Below are 16,501 nucleotides of genomic sequence, written 5' to 3'. Positions count from 1 at the left end.
TGGTGCGGGGTGGCGCGAACCGCTGGTTCCAGCAGGAGGCGAAGGTGCGGTCGACCAGCAGCTGGTGGCGGCGGCCATCGACCTGCCCCACTCCGACGCACTCCAAGCCGCCACCGGCCCGCGCCCGCCGGCCGGACCGACCTCGCCACGACTCCGTCCACGACGATACCGACACTCTCGACCGGCAGCGCCCGCACCGGCACCGGCCGGCCTTCGGCTTCGGCATCCTCGAGTGTCTCGACAGAGACCGGCCCGCGCCCCCCGTTATGTTCTTCGCGGTCCTGCAAGAGGGCCGCTGGCCTCCGGGCCCGGCATGGCTGTTCCCCCCTGTCGAGTGGATGACCTGGGGGGTGGTGTCACCGGGCCCGGGAGGCGCCGTTGGAGACGCTGATGAGAGGTCCGACTACCGCCCGGCCTGGCGCAATGCCCGGCCGTTTGCGGGCGGCAGGTCTGCATAACGTGGATGCGCGCATACGACGCCAACGCCCTGGCCGGCACCGCACGAACCCCGTTCGGGAGGATGGGTTGGACAACATCGACGACATGGGCGTCTTCCTCGGCCTGGACGTCGGCAAGAGCACCCACCACGGGCACGGCCTCACCCCGGCCGGCAAGAAGGTCTTCGACAGGCAGCTGCCCAACAGCGAGCCGAAACTGCGGGCCGTCTTCGACAAGCTGGCCGCGAAGTTCGGCACCGTGCTGGTGATCGTGGACCAGCCCGCCTCCATCGGCGCCCTGCCCCTGACCGTCGCCCGGGCCGCCGGCTGCAAGGTCGCCTACCTGCCCGGCCTGTCCATGCGTCGGATCGCCGACCTCTACCCGGGCGAGGCGAAGACCGACGCGAAGGACGCCGCGGTGATCGCGGACGCAGCCCGCACCATGCCGCACACCCTGCGCTCGCTTCAACTGACCGACGAGATCACCGCCGAGCTGACCGTGCTGGTCGGCTTCGACCAGGACCTCGCGGCCGAGGCCACCCGCACCTCCAACCGCATACGCGGCCTGCTCACCCAGTTCCACCCCAGCCTGGAACGCGTCCTCGGCCCCCGACTGGACCACCCCGCGGTGACCTGGCTGCTGGAACGCCACGGATCCCCGGCCGCCCTGCGGAAAGCCGGTCGCCGCAAGCTCGTCGAGGTGGTCCGGCCCAAGGCCCCACGCATGGCCGCCCGCCTCATCGACGAGGTCTTCGACGCCCTCGACGAGCAGACCGTCGTGGTCCCGGGCACCGGCACCCTCGACGTCGTGATCCCGTCCCTGGCCCGTTCGCTCGCGGCCGTCCACGAACAGCGCAGGGCCCTGGAAGCACAGATCGGGCAGCTCTTGGAGGCTCACCCTCTTTCCGCGGTCCTGACCTCGATTCCGGGGGTCGCGGTCAGGACCGCCGCCACCTTGCTGGTCACCGTCGGCGACGGAACCAGCTTCCCCACCGCCGCCCACCTGGCCTCCTACGCCGGCCTCGCCCCGACCACCAAGTCGTCCGGAACGTCGATCCACGGCGAACACGCGCCCAGAGGCGGCAACCGGCAGCTCAAACGCGCGATGTTCCTGTCCGCGTTCGCCGCCCTGCACGATCCCGCCTCCCGCACCTACTACGACAAATGCCGAGCCAGAGGAAAGACCCACACGCAAGCCCTCCTCCGGCTCGCCCGACAACGGATCAACGTGCTGTTCGCGATGCTCCGCGACGGCACCTTCTACGAACCCAGAACCCCACGCCTCGCTTGACGAAAGACATAGAGGTACCCCCCCGCAGACCCGCGTCCGTGTGCCCAGCTCCAGGCGTCGGGCGGCCAGCTGGCGGGACAGGAACCGAAGGGCGGAACTGGACAGATCCAGCCCCGATGGGTAGACAAGCACATGAAGCTCCGGGCGGACAGGTTGCTCTTGGTCGACAACCCATCTACCAGGAGCTTCACCTCTTCCCGCACACGGCCCCCGCCTCAACTCACACCATGATCAGGCAGGTTGGCAAAGGCTCACTGCTTCATCCGCTTCCACGCCCGCCAGCGGATGCGATCCCAGCCCGAGCCGGTGAGCATCCGGCCGCCCTTGCCGATGAACAGCGCCAGTGGATCCAGGCCGTCGCTCGTCTCCAGCACAGTGATCCGCCGCAGACCCGGCTTCATATCCTTGATCACCCGGGTGACCGTAACGCCCTCCAGGACCCCGCGGACCCGGGTGCCGTCCCCCTCGATCCGCTGGACCACGAACAGATCGCGCACCTGGCGCCGCAGCGTGCGCTGCGCTGTCGCCACGATTCCCGACCGTTCCAACAGCAGGTAGGGCTCGAGCAGTTCCATCGCGTCCCGGGGCACGTAGACCGACCGCGGCCGTCCGTACTTTGCGCAAGCCGCCAGGTCGACGTCCGCGACCGCGGGTCGGCTGCCGCCGGCCAGGCCGAGTTCGGGCAGCAGCAGGGTCGACCACTCCTGGATCCGCATCCCCGTCATCAGCGCCAGCTCCAACGCCGAGCGGTTGCGGTGCGGCCGCCATCCCCGGAAGCCCAAGTCCAGGCAGCCGCCCGGCTGCAGGCCGCCGAACCCGACGTCCCGGAAGAACAGGTACTGGTCAAGTTCCATGTGCCGGACCCTCGGATCCCGGCTCACCCCGCTGCCCAGGGACTCCCCGCGTCCCGTCGCCCGCCAGGGCCGCCCGCTCACGTGACCGACTTGGGCCAAGTAGTCGTAGAGCCCGCCGATCGCGGCAGCGTCCCGATCCCAGGTGGCCTCGCCGACCGTCTCTTCGGCGTCCTCGCGCCGCCACCGCCGGAACTCCAGCACGTCGTTCTCGGTCGCCAGTCGCAAGTCCAGGCCCCGTGCGGTAAGGAAGTTGAGCAGCATCAGGACGGTGTAGGCCTACGCCCGCATCGTCTTCGCGTCCAGGCCCTGTTGTCCGAGCATCCGGAACCAGCTCGACAACGGCTCTACCGGGCGCATCGCCTCATCCAGAAGAATCGGGGTGCCCGTCGGAATTCGTCGCCGTTCAAACAGCTCGCTCAGCTCGGCAGGGCGAACGCCGGCCACGTCCCCCACCTTCCAGACCTTCCCTCGGTCTGTGAAGAACAGCTGCACCGAGCCCCCAGAGACAAGGCACCTCGCGGGATCGAGGAACCAGTCAGCTACCCTGCCTGACCAGTACGGCAGCGGCCACACTCGGCTCTCAACATCACCCGAAGGAGGACGGGCACACAGCAGCGACCCATTACCGGCGCGACGCCCGTCGTGAGAGCACCCGCCACACAGTCGTCGGAGACTTCGCCGCCAACATCATCCCGAGCGCCTTCTGGCCCCGCGGCGCGGAACCTGCCACCCACATCGACTACACGGTCGGCGCCCTCGTCGTACAGAACCAGTGAGCCCCCAGACCCAACCGCCCAGCGGCCGTGCCAGGCACCGCGCCTTGCACGGTTCGCGCATCCGGGCCGCCGGCGCGGCACCTGGCCGTTGACGTGTCGGGCCTGGTGATCGCCGCAGTGGTGTTCGCCGCGTCCGTGCACGACAACGCCGCCGGCATCGCGCTGCTGGACAAGGTCGCGGTCGACACCGACACCGTGGAGAAGGCCCAGGTCGACCAGGGCTTGAAGAACGCCGTCGTCGCGCGCGGGGAGACGGTGGGCATCGAGGAGATCGTCGAGCGCAACCCGTCCCGGACCGGGTTCCTGCCGATCCCCAAACGGTGGATCGTGGAGCGCGCCTACGGGATCTCGATGCTGCACCGCAGAAAGGATATGCACCGGTTAAACCGGCGGTCACGGATCTATTTTCTTCACCAGACGGCCACCAGGTGCTGGGACACCGGACAGAGCACTCGACAGAACAGGAATTGCATGTCAACTTCGGCAACCGAAGCCGGACATGTTTTCCAGCACGGCATGGCCGATCTGGGAGACGTCAAACTGCACTATGTCCGGGGCGGCCGCGGCAAGTTGGTCTTGCTGCTGCACGGCTGGCCGCAGACCTGGTACTCCTGGCGGCGCGTAATGCCGAGCCTGGTCGATGCGGGATACGAAGCGCTCGCCGTCGACATGCGTGGCAGCGGCGATTCCTCCCGCCCGCTCACCGGCTATGACAGCAGGACCGTAGCCGGTGACGTCCACCGCCTTGTGCAGCGGCTGGGCCTGGGACCTGCCCACGTGGTCGGCCACGACAACGGGGGCCGCATTGCGTACGCCTACGCCGCGGAGTTCCGGGACGACACCGACAGCCTGACCTTCCTTGAGAGCAAGGCCCATGGCGTTACGGACCCGGAGGATTTCTTGCGGGAGTACTGGCACTTCGGGCTGCACCGCGCCACAGATCTCGCCGAGGCACTGACGGCCGGGAACGAGCGCACATACCTCAGCTGGTTCTACAAGACTTACTCCCACGACCACACATGGTCCACCGAGGAGGAAATCGACGAGTATGTCAGGTGCTACTCATCCCTGGGCGGCATGCGGGCCGGCTTCGAGTACTACCGTGCGTTCCCCGAGAGCGGTGAGCAGAACCGGGAATGGGCCAAGCAGAAGCTCACTATCCCCGTCCTGGCCTACGGCGGCAGCGACGTCATGGGGAGCATCCCCATCGAGTCCATGCGTCTCGTGGCGGAGAACGTGTCCGGCGGCGTCATCGAAAACTGCGGGCACTGGATCCCCGACGAGAAGCCAGAGTTCCTCTCAAAGGAGCTGATTCGCTTCTTCACACAAGCTGACCAGCAGCGATAACGGAACAGAACAAGCGTGATTGGCTCCGTACGCGAGTACCGTGAACAGAACCACGTGATAGATCCGCGGCGCGATCAATCCTCAAGCGCTTGCACGCTGCGCTGAGCAAGCGACGGTAGCTGGCCGAGGTGAAGCCCCTGCGTCCCCGCGAGCAGTGCCGTGGTGGTGGAAGGATGTGGAAACCGGTCGGATCCCCGATCGTGCCAAGGCAGAGTGCGAATCCGGCCCTCCCCAGGGCCCTTACTGGCGCTCTGAAAATCCCCGCGGGATCACGCGTTGGCCGACGAGCTTGCGGGTCTGCCGGGACGTGCGGATGCGGTTGATGAAGTGGCCGGCGCCAACTCCGAGATCCTGGTAGCGAGTGTCCCAGGTGAGGACGTGCCAGACTGCGACGAAGATGGACGCATTACCGGGCGTGCCCATGCAGCCGTAGACGAACGTGGTGGCTGGCCGAGGCTAATGCGCCGCTGGCGTCCATCGGGGGTTTCTGCCACTGAGGGCCAATGCGCGGTCGAACACGGGTGCGTCCGCGTCCTGGGGTACTTCGTCACCCAGAAGGCCGAGACTGCGCATGCGCGGTGCCTCACGCGAGTATGTCGCGAACGTGGCTTCGGCCAAGGACGCGGGAACGGTGCGCAGTTGTCCGGTGGCTGCTGTCATGTCCCAGGCGTGGACGGTGAAGTCGGCGATCAGGATCCCGCCGAGCGCGGTCGCGGGCATGGGCGGCCCGCCGAGGGCGGCCTGTCCCTCCCAAGCGGCCGGCTCGGACCACGCCCTGGCCGCCGGTTTCGCCGCACCGGCCAGGAGCGACGCCCACTCGGACTCCGGCCGCCCGGCGAGGAGGGGCACCGGGTTCGCGGTCAGCAGGCCCGGATCCGACGCCGTGCGAGTGCCCACGTCTCTCGTCATGATCAGCATCATGGCGATGTGATTGACGAGGTCTCTCACCGTCCACGCCGAACACGGCGTCGGGTTGTCATACTGGTCGACCTGAGCACCGCGCACGGCGTCCACGACCAGATCGATACTGTGCGCCAAATGCTCCATCCTCGTCACCGGCAGCATGCGGCATCCCTCCTGCGAAGTCGACTGGGCCGAACGCAATCACCGCGGTTCGCCCCTCATCCGAAGGCGTCGTCCTAGTCGATGAAGACGCTCCATACGGTGGCGTTGAGGTTGTCCGCGAGGAAGATGTCGGTCCCTCCCAGGCGCTTCTCCCAGGACGGCATGAGTTCGGCCGCGCGGGCGGTGACCACGTCGATCCAGACCTTGATCTCCGCCTGCTTGTTGTTCGCCGGCACCTTGGCGGCGGCCGCGGCTTCCTTCAGGTCGACCGTGCGCAGCGCTTCGGATGCAGCGGCGCGCAGGTCCCGGATGTACTCCCGGTTCGTTGCCACGTCCTCCGGTGTGCCGGGCAGAGCCATGTGGCCGGTGACGATGGTCTCGTAGTCGTACTCCAGCAACTGGTCCATGGCGTCGAAGTACGCGGGCACGTGTGCGGAGAAGTACAGGCGGAAGAACGGCGCGCTCTTCGGAGTGAAGCTGTCCATCGCTCCCATGAGCTTCAGCTCCGGCAGGTGGATGAACAGGTTGCCGGCCTGGTGCCAGTCTCCCGTGTAGTCGAGGACGAACCGTACGCCGTCGATGTCCATCTCCTTGCGCCGGCCGCTGAAGGTCTCGGTGGGCAGGGGGCGCCGGTCGTCGTTCTTGACCTCCTTGATGAACTCGCCGGTGATCTCATGGGAGATGATCTTCAGGCCGTTCCGCTTCAGCAGGTGGGCCGCCCCGATGTGGTCGGCGTGCGCGTGGCTGTAGATCAGGTGGGTGATCGGCTTGGGGGTGACCGACTCGATCGCCTCCAGCAGTTTGTCCCCCAGGAACGGTGAGGCGTCCACGAGGACGACACCGTTCTTCGTCTCCACGAACATCGTGTTGATCATCCCCTGGGTGGCGAAATGGGCACCGCCGCCCAGATCCTGGACGACATACCCGGACTCCGGGATATCCGGGCCCAGGGCGAAGTCCGGCACAGGCGCGAACTCGGTCATGGTGATCTCCTTTGGTGGCCCGCCCCAGGGCTGGGGCGGAGGGGTCTCTTGTGATGGAGTTCCAAGGAGCCGCGTGAAGGCTGGCTCGGGCCTGATCTGCGGCAGCGCGGCCTTCGAGACGACAGCGGGCCGGTGCAGGACAGCCGCTGCTTTCTCCAGCCCCAGTGCGGGGAAGTCCTCTGGTTTCCTCGCAGGAGAAGACCGTCGCTTTTCAGTTAGCATGACCTGTTTTGCGCGCGTGTCGACGCTCCAAGGGCGCCCTGCTGAACCTAGGTCTGGCTGGTCCACCTTCACCGGCCCGCCACGCCGCTGTGGGGAGCACACTGGCCGCATGAACCACAACGGCGAACTGGGTGACTTCCTGCGCTCGCGGCGGGCCCGTCTGCGTCCCGAGGACGCAGGGGCGGCTTTCAGCGGCGGCGCGCGCCGGGTCCCCGGACTGCGCCGCGAGGAGGTCGCACACCTGGCCGGGGTCAGCACGGACTACTACGCCCGTCTCGAACAGGGCAGGCACCCCCACGTCTCGGAGACGGTACTGGAGGCAGTCGCCCGCGCTCTGCGCCTGGACGACACCGAACGCGGCTACCTCTTCGAACTCGCCCGACCCAGGACATCCAGACGCCACCGGAGCCGTCCCGCCCGCGCACCACGCATGCGGCAGCCGATCCACCAGATGCTGGACGTCCTCAACGACGTCTCACCGGCCCTCGTCCTCAACCACCGCAGTGACGTCCTGGGCGCCAACCATCTTGCCAAGGCGCTGATCACCGACTTCGACGCACTGCCGCACCGCGACCGCAACCTCGCCCGATTCGTCCTGCTCCACCCCGCCGCCCGTGACCTGTACGCGGACTGGGACCGGATTGCGGAGACCTTCGTCGCCAGTCTGCGGCTGGCCGCCGGACACCATCCCGACGACCCCCTGCTGAACGAACTCGTCGGGGAGATGTCCATCAAGGTTCCCGAGTTCTCCACCTGGTGGGCTGGCCACCGCGTGGACCAGTGCGCCCACGGCACCCAACGCCTCGTTCACCCCGTGGTCGGTGAACTCACCGTCTCCTACGAGACGCTGGCCCTGCCCGCCGACCCTGACCAGAGCATCGTGCTCTACACCACCGAACCTGGCTCCGCCTCCGCGGAAACACTCCGTCTGCTCGCCAGCTGGACCACACCGACGAACACACACGAGGCCGCCGCCTCCCAGGCGCCGTCCGGCTGATGAGGAACAGGCAGCCGATCAGCGACGAGACGTGAGGTCATGGCGTCCATGCTCATCCAGACTCCCCCGGGCGAAGAGTCGAGGGCCGCCGAGGGCATCGAGGACGTCGACCTCACTGGCAAGCACGCGCCTGTCACCGGCGCCGCGTCGGGTCTCGGCGCCGAGGCCACCCGCTAATTAAGGAATAAACGATGTATTCCGCACCTCGCACCACATCGCAGCAGTCTCTGGGCCGCTTCGGAATCTTCAGCCACGAGCTGCGTTCCGAGGACCCGGCGCTTCAGGAACAGCGGCGACGCGCGGCAGCCGAGCTGGAAGAACTCGGCTTCGGCGCTATCTGGCTTGGAGGCAACAGCAGCGTGCACCACGCCGTCGCGCTCGCTGGGTCGACCGAACGCATCGCCCTGGCCACCGGCATCCTCAACATCTGGAATGAGGACGCCGCCACGGTGGCCCGGCAGCGGGCCGAGCTGGAGGAAGCCCACCCCGGCCGGTTCCTCCTGGGCCTGGGCGCAAGCCACGCGCAGCTGGCTCAGCACTACCATCGGCCCTACTCCACGATGGTCGGCTACCTCGACGTCCTCGACCACGCGGCCACCCCCGTCCCGGCCGCCCGTCGGATCCTGGCGGCGCTCGGACCGAAGATGCTGCGTCTCGCCCGCGACCGGGCCGCCGGCGCCCACCCCGCCATGGTCACCCCTGACTACGTCAAGCAGGCCCGGGAGGTCCTGGGCGACGGACCGCTCCTGGCTCCCGTGGTCACCGCGGCCCTGGACAGCGACCCCGTCCGGGCACGAGCCCTCGCACGTGACTTCCTCGGCCTGTATCTCCGGCTGCCCAACTACACCGCGAACTTCGAACGCCTTGGCTTCACCGACGAAGACTTCACCGGCGGCGGCAGCGACCGCCTCATCGACACCCTCGTGGTCTGGGGCACCGACGACGCGATCAGCGACCGCCTGACCGAGTTCCACACCGCCGGCGCCGACCACCTGGCCCTGCAGCTCATCACCGCCGAGGGAGGCGAGACCCCGCTGCTCACTCAGTGGCGCCGCCTCGCCGACCTCACCGGCGTCACCGCGAAGAGCGCGTAACCGCACCCGTGACGACGCCCGAGGCAGTCATGACATTCATCCTCTGGAGCACGGCATGTCCACACCCGAGCAGAACAAAGAACTCGTTCTGACGGCCTTCGACACGCTCTTCGGCAAGCGCGACTACGAGGCCGCCCAGGAGCTCTGGTCCGAGAAATACCTTCAACACAGCCGACACATCCCGCCGGGACGCGAGGGTCTGTTCAACCTGGTCCGCGCCCTGCCGGCCACCCTGCACTACGACAACCAGCTCACCGTCGCCGAGGGCGAGTACGTGATGCTCTACGGCCGGTACTCGGGAACAGGTGAGATCGCCTCCGTCGTGGCCGACGTCGTACGCGTCGATAACGGCAGACTGGCCGAACACTGGGACGTCTGGGAGGACGAAGCGACCCGCGCCGAGTCCGCAAGCGGTCTGCCGGTCTTCGGTGACCGCTTCGCGCCCGACCGGGCGAGGTCAGCGGGATGAACGGCGTCAATCGTCAGTTCCGCCTCAAGGCCCGCCCAGCCGGCCCCTTCAACGATTCCGACTTCGAGCTCGTCCAGACCCCCATTCCGGTGCCCGGCGACGGCGAGTTCCTGGTCAAGGTCACGCATTTGTCGATCGACCCTGCCATGCGCGGCTGGATGAAAGCAGAGCACGTCACTCCGGTGGATGTCGGAGCGGTCATGCGGGCGATCACGATCGGGCAGGTCGTGCACTCCCGCCATCCGGGTTTCGCGGAGGGTGACTTCGTCCACGGCACGTTCGGCGTCCAGGAGTTCGCTGTGTCGGACGGAACCGGGGTTTACCAGGTGCACCCCGAGGAGGGCAGGTCGCTCGCGGCGTATCTCGGCGTCCTGGGCATGACCGGTATGACCGCCTACTTCGGGCTCCTGGACGTCGGCCGGCTCGCCGCGGGCGACGTGGTGCTCGTATCGGGAGCGGCCGGGGCCGTCGGAAGCGTCGCCGGCCAGATCGCGAAGATCAAGGGCGCGCACGTGATCGGGATCGCGGGCGGTCCCGACAAGACACGCATGCTCGTCGACCGGCTCGGGTTCAGCGCCGCCATCGACTACAAACGGGACGACTTTCTCGACCAGTTGCGCGAGTGCACCCCCCGATACGTCGACGTGTTCTTCGACAACGTCGGCGGAGACGTCCTCAACCAGGCGCTCACCCGCCTGGCCCGCGGCGCGCGAGTCGTCATCAGTGGGGCCATCTCCCAGTACGACAAGGCCGATACGGTCGTGGGGCCGAGCAACTATCTGACCCTGCTGTACCGGAGCGCCTCCATGGCAGGCGTCGCCGCTCCCGCATTCGCCCACCGGTACTCCGAGGCCATGGCGCAGATGTCGCACTGGCTCGCCGCCGGTCGGCTGACGAGCGTCGAGGACACGGTGCACGGCGGCATCGAGATGTTCCCGGCCACGCTCAGGCGCCTGTTCACCGGCCAGAACACCGGCAAGCTCGCCCTCGAACTCGAGCATCAGGCGTGAGCCTTCCGCCCCTGCCTCCTGGCGCACCTGCACCGGTCCGCCGGATCGACTTCCTCACCTGTTCAGGTGAGGGAAAAACAACCAACCAGTGACTAGGACTTGAGGTCATGACAACCCCTCAGCGTATCCACACCCCCTTCGGAGATGAGTCGACGGCCGCCGAGGTCATCGAAGGCATAGACCTTTCCGGCAAGCACGCGGTCGTCACCGGCGCCGCGTCGGGTCTCGGCGCCGAGACCGCGCGTGCCCTCGCCGGTGCCGGGGCCTCGGTCACCCTCGCGGTCCGCAACACGGAGGCCGGAGAGCTGGCCGCGACCGACATCCGCAAGGCCACCGGAAACGACGCCGTCCACGTCGGCCGGCTCGATCTCGCAGACAAGGCGTCGATCGCCGCTTTCACGAGCGCCTGGTCCGGGCCCCTGCACATCCTCGTCAACAACGCCGGCGTGATGGCATTGCCTACGCTCGAGCGCACACCGGACGGCTGGGAGCTCCAGTTCGCATCCAACCATCTCGGCCACTTCGCCCTCGCGGTCGGCCTGCACGACGCGCTCGCGGCGGCCGGCAACGCGCGGATCGTGTCGCTCAGCTCCCGGGGCCACCACACCTCGCCCGTGCAGTTCGACGACATCAACTTCACCTCCCGTGCTTACGACCCGTGGCTCGCCTACGGGCAGTCCAAGACCGCCAACGTTCTCTTCGCAGTCGAGGCGACCAACCGCTGGGCGGCCGACGGGATCACCGCGAACGCCGTCCACCCCGGCGTGATCCTGGGGACGAACCTTTCTCGCTACATGGACCCGGACCAATTCGCACAGCTGCGCGCCGCCGAGGCGGCCGGGGAACTCGGCTCGATCCAGGGCGCGCCATTCAGGTTCAAGACGATCCCCCAGGGCGCCGCGACCAGCGTGCTGGTCGCTACCTCTCCCCAGTTGGAGGGCATCGGTGGTCGCTACTTCGAGGACTGCAACGAGGCGGAGACACTGACGCCCGAGGCAGTGGGGAAGTCCTCCGGCGGCGTAGCCCCGTACGCACTCGACCCGGACGCCGCCGAGCGCCTGTGGAAACTGTCACTCGCCGCAATGGGCGCATAGACAGAATCCTCGCAAGAGCGGCACTGAACCTGGGGCCTCGATTCCAGCACCACTCATTGACGCAGCGTTGACCCGCACATCGCATAAGTGAGCCGTGACCTGCGGGTCTCAAGTATCCCGTCGATGGGGAACGGCCTCGACGCCGCGATGTACAGAACACCTGTCTCAATGCGCGATCCTGGAAGTCCGCCGAGGAGCCAGCCATCGTCCGGGACCGCGCAGACGGGGGCAAAACGCATTGCAGCAGCGGAAGGACGGCTGCCGCAGGTCACACGGAAGCGGAAATTGCGGACGACCTTTGGGGGTCAACTTGAGGGTGCCTCGGAGGAACTGCGCCGTCGTACGCCCGTCGGAGCACTCCAGCCGGCGAGCATACGGAGTGTCTCCGCAGAGGCCGAACCAGGTTCCGCATTGTACAGGCAGATGCTCAGGTCAGGGTCGGCGGGCAGGGCCAGCATCTCGTAGGAGAGGGTGAGCTCGCCGACCACCGGGTGAACGAGACGCCGGGTGCCGTGGGCGCACTCGTCCACGCGGTGGCCGGCCCACCAGGTGGAGAACTCGGGAACCTTGATGGACATCTCCCCGACGAGTTCGTTCAGCAGGCGGTCGTCGGGATGGCGTCCGGCAGCCAGACGAAGACTGGCGACAAACGCCTCCGCGACCCGGTCCCAGTCCTGAAAGAGGTCACGGGCGGCGGGGTGGAGCAGGACGAACCGGGCGAAGTTGCGGTCACGGTGCGGCAGTGCGTCAAAGTCCGTGATCAGCGCCTTGGCAAGATGGTTGACTGCCAGGACGTCGCAGCGGTGGTTGAGGACCAGGGCCGGCGAGACGTCGTTCAGGACGTCCAGCATCTGGTGGATCGCCGGACGCACGCGCGGTAGCGGGGCCGGACGGCGCTGACCCGGGCTGGGGGACTTGGGTCGGGCGAGTTCGAAGAGGTAGCCGCGTTCGGTGTCGTCCAGGCGCAGAGCGCGGGCGACTGCCTCCAGTACCGTCTCCGAGACGTGGGGGTGCCTGCCCTGTTCGAGACGGGCGTAGTAGTCCGTGCTGACCCCGGCCAGGTGTGCGACCTCCTCGCGGCGCAGTCCGGGGACCCGGCGCGCGCCGCCGCTGAAAGCCGCCCCTGCGTCCTCGGGACGCAGACGGGCCCGCCGCGAGCGCAGGAAGTCACCGAGCTCGTCGCTTTGATCCATGCACCCAGTGATACCACCACAGCGGCATGACGGGCCGGTGAGTGGACCAGCCAGACCTAGGTTCAGCAAGGCCCGCGCGAGGCGTCTACACACGTGTCCCGGGCGGGATGCTGGACGCAGACCGGGAGACAACACCGCCTCCACAGGTGGTCCTCGCCGGCAACGGGCCCGTTCTGAGAAACGGCCGCGCCCGGCCGAGCGGAACACCCGGTTCCCCCTCGTTCCTCACACGAAGCAGATGAATCATGCCCTTTGTGATCTACGTCCTTGGGTTGGGCATCTTCGCCCAGGGCACCTCGGAATTCATGCTCTCCGGCGTGATGCCCCCCATCGCCCAGGACCTCGGCATCCCCCTCGCCTCCGCCGGAATGCTGGTGTCCGCCTTCGCCATCGGCATGCTCGTCGGAGCACCGCTGATGAGCCTCGTCACCCTGAAGATGCCACGTCGTGCCGCGCTGGTCAGCTTCCAGCTCGTCTTCATCGCCGCACACATCGGCGCCGCCCTCGTCCCGCACTTCGGATTCCTGCTGGTCATGCGGGTGCTGTCGGCCATCGCGTACGCCGGATTCTGGGCCATAGCCTCGGTCGCGGCCATCTCGCTGGTGGACGCCGACAAGCAGGGCCGAGCCATGGGAGTGGTTGTCTCGGGACTGCGCGTGGCCACGATCATCGGTGTCCCGGGCGGCACCCTGCTCGCACAGCACGCCGGCTGGGAGGCCGCCTTCTGGGCCGTAGCCGCGATGACCGCACTGTCCACGATCGCACTTCTCATCGCCCTGCCCGGCGGCCGGGACACGACAACGGCACAGCCGCGTCTGGCCACCGAACTGCGCTCGCTGATGCAGCCACGGCTCTGGGTCGCCTACGCCACCACCGCACTGACCGTGGCCGCCCAATTCGCGATCTTCTCCTACCTCGGAGCCCTGCTGGAGGACGTCACCGGCCTCAGCACAGGCCTGGTACCCCTCGTGCTCGGACTCTATGGCGTCGGTGCGTTCATCGGCCTGACCATCGGAGGACGCGTAGCCGACCGCGCCCCCTTCACACTCCTGCTGGTAGGCATGGCCGCCTTCATCGTGGCCGCGATAGCACTGGCCGTGACCGCACATGTCGCATGGGTCACTATCGCCCTGGTGGTGCTCCTGGGGGCAGCCAACTTCGGCGTCACGCCCGCCGTCAACGCCAGGGTGTTCTCCATTCTCGGAGAGACCAGGACGCTCGGCGGCGCCGTGAACATCGCCGCCTTCAACATCGGCATCGCCGTCGCCCCCCTGGCATCCGGCCTCGTCATCAACACGGGACTCGGACTGGCGGGTACGGCCTGGATCGGCGCAGCCTTCGGGGTGGCCCACGTGGGCAGCGTTCTGCTGGACCGCCACCTCACCCGACGCCACGAAGCGGGAACCGAGGTGCCCACAACCGTCTCCGAACCGGAGCGCGTTGCCGTTGCCCCCTGACAGCTGCACCGAAACCAGGGTGCACTGTCCGGTCACAACGACACCGCCCCTGACAAGAGTCGCAGTGTTCGAATTATGTTCGATGAATTGTTCACGGGACGGTTAACTGCCCTCGGCAGCTGGAGGTGGGATGCATGTCACGAAGCGCCCGCATCAGATCCCCCTGCCTGGGGGAACCCGGCATCGAGGCTCTGTTCCCGACGAGATGGCGAGACAGTTTGAGGCGTCTGGTGAACCCCGGAAGCGCCGGGTGAGCACCATGACCCAGCGCGCCATCCTGCGCATCCACTTCCACCACGGCGGCAACGAGGACCTCTACCACCAGCTCCTGACCGTCCTCGACCAAATCTCCCCCCGCTGGCAGCCCCAGCCCCCCACCGCCGCCGACCACGACGTGACCGGCGCGCTGAAATACTTCGACCGCCACCCCCGCGATCTCGCCCTCCTCATCGCGCTCCGCGCCGCCGCGCTCTACGGCGTCCAGACGACCATCGGCGGCGGCAACTCGATCCTGATCGCCGCCATGGCCGCCGACGCCACCCCGCCCGGCCGGATCACCATCGTCGACCCCACCCCGGCCGCGATCGCCGCCTTCCTCAACCCCCGCCCCGTCCACGCCCTCTCCGGCATCGGCCCCGCCACCGCCACCCTCCTCACCCACCACGGCCTGCACACCATCGGCGCCCTCGCCGACACCCCACTGCTCACCTTGCAGCGCCTCCTCGGCAAGACCACCGGCCGGGAGATCGCCGACCGAGCCCGCGGCCACGGCCCCCGCCCCGTCACCCCCGGGGCCGCCCCCGCCTCCCGCGCCGCCCGCCACGACTTCCCGCACGACGAACTCGACCCCGGACAACACCGCCGCGCCCTCCTCGCCCTGGCCGAACAACTCGGCGCCGATCTCCGCCACACCCGCGACGCCGCCGGCACCCTCACCCTCGACATCCGCTACGCCGATCGCTCCCACACCACCCGCACACGCACTCTGCCCGAAGCCACCAACTACTCCGCCGCCCTCACCCAGGCCGCCTACCGCATCTACGACGACCTCGCCCTGCAGCGTGCACGCGTCCGCACCATCACCCTTCGCGCTTCCGGACTGCGTCCCGCAACCGAGGCGCACCAGCAGCTCCTCCTCGACGCGAGCGACGACAGGGCACGCCAGCTCGAGAAGGAGGCCGACACCGCCCGCGCCCGCTTCGGACCCGGCGCCGTCTTCCCGGCCTCCCTGGCCCCCTCACCCTGAACCGCCCGCACGCCGCGAACTCCACCGCACGGCCTCCCGGGCAAATCCCCCGCCCCTACGATGCGGTGGTGCGGAACACCAAAGCGTTCAAAGAAGCCGTCGCCGAAACCCTCGCCGAACTGGCCCGCCGGGGCGTGACCCTCGCCCCCGCGAGCGTCGAGGACATCATCGAGCGCAACGTCCAGGCAGTGGCCACCCAGCTCGGCATCCAGGTGAGATCAGCCTGGCGCTACTTCGACGCCTCCGTACTCGCCGACAGCCTCGCCCAGAGCGTGCGGGAATTCGAAGCCAGCAGCCCCGACGGAGGGGTCGGGCAAGCACCCCTGCCGCCTCAGGACAACCCCGAGCTGGCACTGATCCTCGCCGGCGTGCCGGATGCCCTGGCCCAATCCGGCGGAGACCTGTACGCCGTCATCCTCAACGTCGCCGTCAACGCATGGATGGCCGGCCACCTCCACGGCGAAGACGGCTGCGAGGGATGCGACGGAAGCCGCGGCCCCGCCGGCCACGACTGGCAGGCCCGCATGCGCACCCTCACCGAGATGCAGCCAGACATCACCAAGTGGTTTGACCGCACCGTGTGGACCACGGCGGTCAACGACGCCGGCTACACCGTCACCCGCCGCTGACCGCGAACGCTGGGCGAGCCACGCAAGTCACGGGTGGGAGCCTCGGGCCGACGTCAATGGATTACGAAATGAAGGCGCCGCTACAGAAGGCGTCGTCACGAGCCAGGGCCCGATAGTTCACCCCTTCCCATCCGTTGAGCTGGTGAGCGAGACGCGAATCGGCTTCGGCTGACAGGTAGGCCCGAACCATGTCCTCGCCGCCCGTGTCCAGCATCTCGGTGAGCTGCCGGCGGATGTTGCTAAGAAGCTGTTGTCTTTTCGGGCGTGATCGGTGCGTTTCCGCTGGTCGGGGATAGCAGTGGTGATTCCGTGGGAGTCGTGGCCTGTCGGGTCGTCG

The 16,501-nt window shown here is 68.0% G+C and carries 16 protein-coding genes and 1 pseudogene; 11 read left to right on the top strand and 6 right to left on the bottom strand.

The features are described 5' to 3' along the window. Positions 1 to 543: 543 nt before the first annotated feature. Positions 544 to 1,728, top strand: a complete 1,185-nt coding sequence (locus ACFZB3_RS48685; protein ID WP_391390163.1) for an IS110 family transposase — start codon at positions 544 to 546, stop codon at positions 1,726 to 1,728. Between the two features lie 30 nt (positions 1,729 to 1,758). Here the strand turns inward: ACFZB3_RS48685 and ACFZB3_RS48680 are convergent. The 3 genes and pseudogenes from ACFZB3_RS48680 to ACFZB3_RS48670 all read right to left on the bottom strand — a co-directional run. Further along, a pseudogene (locus ACFZB3_RS48680) lies at positions 1,759 to 1,860 on the bottom strand (IS5/IS1182 family transposase); the annotation flags it as partial. A gap of 119 nt (positions 1,861 to 1,979) precedes the next feature. Continuing rightward, positions 1,980 to 2,843: a hypothetical protein gene (locus tag ACFZB3_RS48675; protein ID WP_391390081.1), complete on the bottom strand. Its 864-nt coding sequence runs from the start codon at positions 2,841 to 2,843 to the stop codon at positions 1,980 to 1,982. Positions 2,844 to 2,858: 15 nt separating this feature from the next. Beyond that, positions 2,859 to 3,026 (bottom strand): hypothetical protein, encoded by a 168-nt coding sequence (locus ACFZB3_RS48670; RefSeq protein ID WP_391390079.1) that lies wholly within the window; start codon positions 3,024 to 3,026, stop codon positions 2,859 to 2,861. Positions 3,027 to 3,385: 359 nt separating this feature from the next. Here ACFZB3_RS48670 and ACFZB3_RS48665 point away from each other — a divergent pair, with 359 nt between their 5' ends. Continuing rightward, complete coding sequence (locus tag ACFZB3_RS48665; protein ID WP_391390077.1) at positions 3,386 to 4,705, top strand: alpha/beta fold hydrolase; 1,320 nt, start codon at positions 3,386 to 3,388, stop codon at positions 4,703 to 4,705. A gap of 456 nt (positions 4,706 to 5,161) precedes the next feature. Here ACFZB3_RS48665 and ACFZB3_RS48660 read toward each other — a convergent pair whose 3' ends face one another. Together ACFZB3_RS48660 and ACFZB3_RS48655 are read right to left on the bottom strand one after the other, a co-directional pair. After that, the gene (locus tag ACFZB3_RS48660; protein ID WP_391390075.1) at positions 5,162 to 5,770 is read right to left on the bottom strand and encodes a TIGR03086 family metal-binding protein; all 609 of its coding nucleotides are present in this window, start codon (positions 5,768 to 5,770) and stop codon (positions 5,162 to 5,164) included. A 74-nt stretch (positions 5,771 to 5,844) separates the two neighbouring features. Next, on the bottom strand, positions 5,845 to 6,753 hold the full coding sequence (locus ACFZB3_RS48655) for an MBL fold metallo-hydrolase (protein ID WP_391390073.1): 909 nt from the start codon (positions 6,751 to 6,753) through the stop codon (positions 5,845 to 5,847). A gap of 331 nt (positions 6,754 to 7,084) precedes the next feature. Here ACFZB3_RS48655 and ACFZB3_RS48650 point away from each other — a divergent pair, with 331 nt between their 5' ends. From ACFZB3_RS48650 to ACFZB3_RS48625, 6 genes are all read left to right on the top strand, one after another. After that, positions 7,085 to 7,972: a helix-turn-helix domain-containing protein gene (locus tag ACFZB3_RS48650; protein WP_391390070.1), complete on the top strand. Its 888-nt coding sequence runs from the start codon at positions 7,085 to 7,087 to the stop codon at positions 7,970 to 7,972. A 39-nt stretch (positions 7,973 to 8,011) separates the two neighbouring features. After that, entirely contained in the window at positions 8,012 to 8,149 is a 138-nt protein-coding gene (locus ACFZB3_RS48645) for a hypothetical protein (protein ID WP_391390068.1), read from the top strand. A gap of 14 nt (positions 8,150 to 8,163) precedes the next feature. Next, the gene (locus ACFZB3_RS48640; protein ID WP_391390066.1) at positions 8,164 to 9,066 is read left to right on the top strand and encodes a TIGR03620 family F420-dependent LLM class oxidoreductase; all 903 of its coding nucleotides are present in this window, start codon (positions 8,164 to 8,166) and stop codon (positions 9,064 to 9,066) included. A gap of 55 nt (positions 9,067 to 9,121) precedes the next feature. After that, the gene (locus tag ACFZB3_RS48635; RefSeq protein ID WP_391390064.1) at positions 9,122 to 9,535 is read left to right on the top strand and encodes an ester cyclase; all 414 of its coding nucleotides are present in this window, start codon (positions 9,122 to 9,124) and stop codon (positions 9,533 to 9,535) included. After that, positions 9,532 to 10,545 carry a zinc-binding dehydrogenase gene (locus ACFZB3_RS48630; protein WP_391390062.1) on the top strand — a complete coding sequence of 338 codons (1,014 nt, stop codon included), beginning with the start codon at positions 9,532 to 9,534 and terminating at the stop codon, positions 10,543 to 10,545. Before ACFZB3_RS48635 ends, ACFZB3_RS48630 begins: the two co-directional genes overlap by 4 nt. Positions 10,546 to 10,652: 107 nt before the next feature. Further along, a complete protein-coding gene (locus tag ACFZB3_RS48625; RefSeq protein ID WP_391390060.1) occupies positions 10,653 to 11,639 on the top strand; it encodes an SDR family NAD(P)-dependent oxidoreductase in 987 nt (328 codons plus the stop codon). A 305-nt stretch (positions 11,640 to 11,944) separates the two neighbouring features. Here ACFZB3_RS48625 and ACFZB3_RS48620 read toward each other — a convergent pair whose 3' ends face one another. Continuing rightward, positions 11,945 to 12,832 (bottom strand): helix-turn-helix domain-containing protein, encoded by an 888-nt coding sequence (locus ACFZB3_RS48620; protein WP_391390058.1) that lies wholly within the window; start codon positions 12,830 to 12,832, stop codon positions 11,945 to 11,947. 245 nt (positions 12,833 to 13,077) lie between these two features. On the opposite strand from ACFZB3_RS48620, the gene ACFZB3_RS48615 reads away from it, so the two are divergent. The 3 genes from ACFZB3_RS48615 (at position 13,078) to ACFZB3_RS48605 (ending at position 16,164) form a co-directional block, all read left to right on the top strand. Beyond that, positions 13,078 to 14,289 carry a Cmx/CmrA family chloramphenicol efflux MFS transporter gene (locus tag ACFZB3_RS48615; protein WP_391390056.1) on the top strand — a complete coding sequence of 404 codons (1,212 nt, stop codon included), beginning with the start codon at positions 13,078 to 13,080 and terminating at the stop codon, positions 14,287 to 14,289. 259 nt (positions 14,290 to 14,548) lie between these two features. Further along, entirely contained in the window at positions 14,549 to 15,535 is a 987-nt protein-coding gene (locus ACFZB3_RS48610) for a hypothetical protein (protein WP_391390053.1), read from the top strand. A gap of 68 nt (positions 15,536 to 15,603) precedes the next feature. Continuing rightward, positions 15,604 to 16,164 carry a hypothetical protein gene (locus tag ACFZB3_RS48605; RefSeq protein WP_391390051.1) on the top strand — a complete coding sequence of 187 codons (561 nt, stop codon included), beginning with the start codon at positions 15,604 to 15,606 and terminating at the stop codon, positions 16,162 to 16,164. Positions 16,165 to 16,501 lie beyond the last annotated feature (337 nt).

Origin of the sequence: Streptomyces sp. NPDC008092 (assembly GCF_042957285.1) — a bacterium.
In the GTDB taxonomy this organism is placed as follows: Bacteria; Actinomycetota; Actinomycetes; order Streptomycetales; family Streptomycetaceae; genus Streptomyces.
This window is presented reverse-complemented; position numbering and strand designations above follow the sequence as displayed.